This is a genomic window from Neopusillimonas maritima (assembly GCF_003576595.1).
Lineage (GTDB): Bacteria > Pseudomonadota > Gammaproteobacteria > Burkholderiales > Burkholderiaceae_B > Neopusillimonas > Neopusillimonas maritima.
This window is the reverse complement of the sequence record NZ_NQOU01000017.1, coordinates 1-3973: the sequence shown is the minus strand read 5'-3', so window position 1 is coordinate 3973 and position 3973 is coordinate 1. Positions and strand designations below refer to the sequence as shown.

The 3973-nt window shown below is 56.8% G+C and carries 1 protein-coding gene; it reads left to right on the top strand.

Features of this window, described 5'->3' with window-relative positions; translation table 11 throughout:
* Window positions 1-3973: beta strand repeat-containing protein (locus tag CJO09_RS15505; RefSeq protein WP_119443161.1), on the top strand; the 3973-nt coding region annotated here is incomplete at both ends.

Below are 3973 nucleotides of genomic sequence, written 5' to 3'. Positions count from 1 at the left end.
GAGGACAACGTTATCAACGCCGCCGAGTCTGGTGGTGATGTGACCGTCTCCGGCAGCGTCGGTGGTGACGTCCAGGATGGTGATACGGTCACGGTGTCCGTCAATGGTCAGACCTACACAACCCAGGTAGCCGATGGTGCCTGGTCGGTGGATGTGGCCGGCTCCGACTTGGCTGCTGACACGACAGTTGATGTGTCGGTCACGACGACTGATGCGGCTGGCAACAGTGCCACTGCGACAGCCGAACACACGTACAGTGTAGATACGGAAGTCTCTGCCACGATCGCGATTGACACGATTGCGGGCGATGATGTGATCAACGCAGCGGAAGCTGAGGGTGATGTGACCTTGACGGGTACCGTTGGTGGTGATGTCCAGGACGGTGACACCGTCACTGTGACGATTGGCACCAATGAGTACACCGCCACAGTTGAAGACGGTGCTTGGTCTGTATCGGTACCGGGTTCGGTGCTGGCAGCGAATTCCAACGTATCTGCTTCGGTGACCACAACCGATGCTGCAGGCAATACAGCGAACGCCTCTACCTCGCAGGGTTACACGGTTGATACTGAGATCGATGCGTCGATCACAGTCAACGATATTACAGAGGACAACGTCGTCAACGCCGCTGAGTCTGGCGGAGATGTCACTGTCTCCGGCAGTGTCGGTGGTGATGTTCAAGACGGTGACACGGTCACCGTGACCGTCAATGGTCAGACCTACACGACGCAGGTGGCTGATGGTGCCTGGTCGGTAGATGTAGCCGGTGCAGATCTGGCTGCTGATACCTCTATCGATGTGTCGGTCACGACCACGGATGCGGCAGGCAACAGTGCCACTGCGACAGCCGAACACACTTACAGTGTAGATACGGAAGTCTCTGCGACGATCGCGATCGACACCATTGCCGGTGACGACGTCATTAACGCCGCCGAGGCGGAAGCAAACATCACCGTAACCGGTACGGTGGGTGGTGATGTCCAGGACGGCGATACCGTCACTGTGACGATTGGCACCAATGAGTACACCGCCACAGTTGAAGACGGTGCTTGGTCTGTGTCGGTGCCGGGTTCAGTTCTTGCTGAGAACAGCACCGTCAGTGCCTCTGTCTCCACAACGGATGCTGCGGGCAATAGCACCAGTGCGTCCACATCTCAGGGTTACACCGTTGATACCGAGGTCGATGCTTCGATCACGGTTAACGATATTACAGAGGACAACGTCATCAATGCCGCCGAGTCTGGTGGTGATGTCACTGTCTCGGGCAGCGTCGGTGGTGACGTCCAGGATGGTGATACGGTCACGGTGACCGTCAATGGTCAGACTTACACGACGCAGGTTGCCGATGGCACTTGGTCGGTGGATGTGGCCGGTGCTGATCTGGCAGCCGATAGTGCAGTAAACGTCTCTGTGACGACGACTGACGCAGCGGGCAACAGTGCCACTGCGACAGCAGAACACACTTACAGTGTCGATACCGAGGTATCTGCGACGATCGCGATCGACACGATTGCAGGCGATGATGTGATCAACGCAGCGGAGGCTGAGGGTGATGTGACGCTGACGGGTACCGTTGGTGGTGACGTTCAGGACGGCGACACGGTAACGATCACCGTGGGTGAGAACAGCTACGAAGCGACCGTTTCTGGCGGCACATGGTCTGTGTCGGTGCCGGGCTCAGTTCTTGCTGAGAACAGCACCGTCAGTGCCTCTGTCTCCACAACGGATGCTGCGGGCAATACAGCGAACGCCTCGACCTCGCAGGGTTACACGGTTGATACCGAGATCGATGCCTCGATCACGGTTAACGACATCACATCCGATAATGTCATCAATGCCGCCGAGTCTGGTGGTGATGTCACTGTCTCGGGCAGCGTCGGTGGTGACGTCCAAGATGGTGACACGGTCACTGTGACCGTAAACGGCCAGACTTATACAACGCAGGTAGCCGATGGCGCTTGGTCGGTGAATGTGGCCGGCTCCGACTTGGCTGCTGATACAACAGTTGATGTGTCTGTTACGACCACGGATGCAGCGGGCAACAGTGTCACTGCGACAGCCGAACACACTTACGGTGTAGATACGGAAGTCTCTGCCACGATCGCGATTGATACCATTGCCGGTGACGACGTCATTAACGCCGCCGAGGCAGAAGCAAACATCACCGTAACCGGTACGGTTGGTGGTGATGTCCAAGCAGGTGACACGGTGACGGTCACGGTAGGTGATAGTTCTTACACCACGACCGTAACCGCAGGAGGAACTTGGGCAATTGCGATTGCTGGTTCGGTGCTGGCCGCCAATGCCAACGTATCTGCGTCGGTCACGACAACCGACGCTGCTGGTAACAGCACCACTGCGTCCAGCACTCAAGGCTACACAGTTGACACCGAGATCGATGCCTCAATCACGGTGGATGACATTACGTCCGATAACGTCATCAATGCGGCCGAGTCTGGTGGTGATGTAACGGTTGGTGGTTCTGTAGGTGGTGACGTTCAAGACGGTGATACCGTCACGATCACAGTAAACGGTCAGACCTACACGACGCAGGTGGCTGATGGTGCCTGGTCGGTGGATGTGGCGGGTTCCGACTTGGCTGCTGATACAACAGTTGATGTGTCGGTCACGACGACTGATGCAGCCGGTAACACGGCGACCGCCACGGCTGAGCACACGTACAGTGTGGACACGGAGGTCTCTGCCACGATCGCGATCGATACGATTGCTGGCGATGATGTCATCAACGCAGCGGAAGCTGAGGGTGATGTGACCCTGACCGGTACCGTTGGTGGCGATGTCCAGGACGGTGATACCGTCACTGTGACGATTGGCACCAATGAGTACACCGCCACAGTTGAAGACGGTGCTTGGTCTGTGTCGGTGCCGGGCTCAGTTCTTGCCAATAACAGCAATGTGAGTGCATCTGTCTCCACAACGGATGCCGCAGGCAATACAGCGAACGCCTCGACCTCGCAGGGTTATACCGTCGATACTGAGATCGATGCGTCGATCACAGTCAACGACATCACGTCCGATAATGTCATCAATGCCGCTGAGTCTGGTGAAAACGTCACTGTCTCCGGCAGCGTCGGTGGTGATGTTCAAGATGGTGACACGGTCACCGTGACCGTCAATGGTCAGACTTACACAACGCAGGTGGCTGATGGTGCCTGGTCGGTAGATGTGGCTGGTTCCGACTTGGCTGCTGATACAACAGTTGATGTGTCTGTGACGACCACGGATGCAGCGGGCAACAGTGCCACTGCGACGGCTGAGCACACTTACAGCGTAGATACCGAGGTATCTGCGACGATCGCGATCGATACGATTGCTGGCGATGATGTGATTAACGCAGCGGAAGCTGAGGGTGATGTGACCCTGACCGGTACCGTTGGTGGCGATGTCCAGGACGGTGATACCGTCACTGTGACGATTGGCACCAATGAGTACACCGCCACAGTTGAAGACGGTGCTTGGTCTGTGTCGGTCCCTGGCTCAGTCCTTGCTGAGAACAGCAATGTATCTGCTTCGGTGACCACAACGGATGCTGCGGGCAATACAGCGAACGCCTCGACCTCGCAGGGTTATACCGTCGATACTGAGATCGATGCGTCGATCACGGTTAACGATATTACAGAGGACAACGTTATCAACGCCGCCGAGTCCGGTGAAAGCGTCACTGTCTCCGGCAGCGTCGGTGGTGATGTTCAAGATGGTGACACGGTCACCGTGACGGTGAATGGCCAGACCTACACGACCCAGGTGGCTGATGGTGCCTGGTCGGTGGATGTGGCCGGCTCCGACTTGGCTGCTGATACAACAGTTGATGTGTCTGTTACGACCACGGATGCAGCGGGCAACAGTGTCACTGCGACAGCCGAACACACTTACGGTGTAGATACGGAAGTCTCTGCCACGATCGCGATTGATACCATTGCCGGTGATGATGTGATCAACGCAGCGGAAGCTG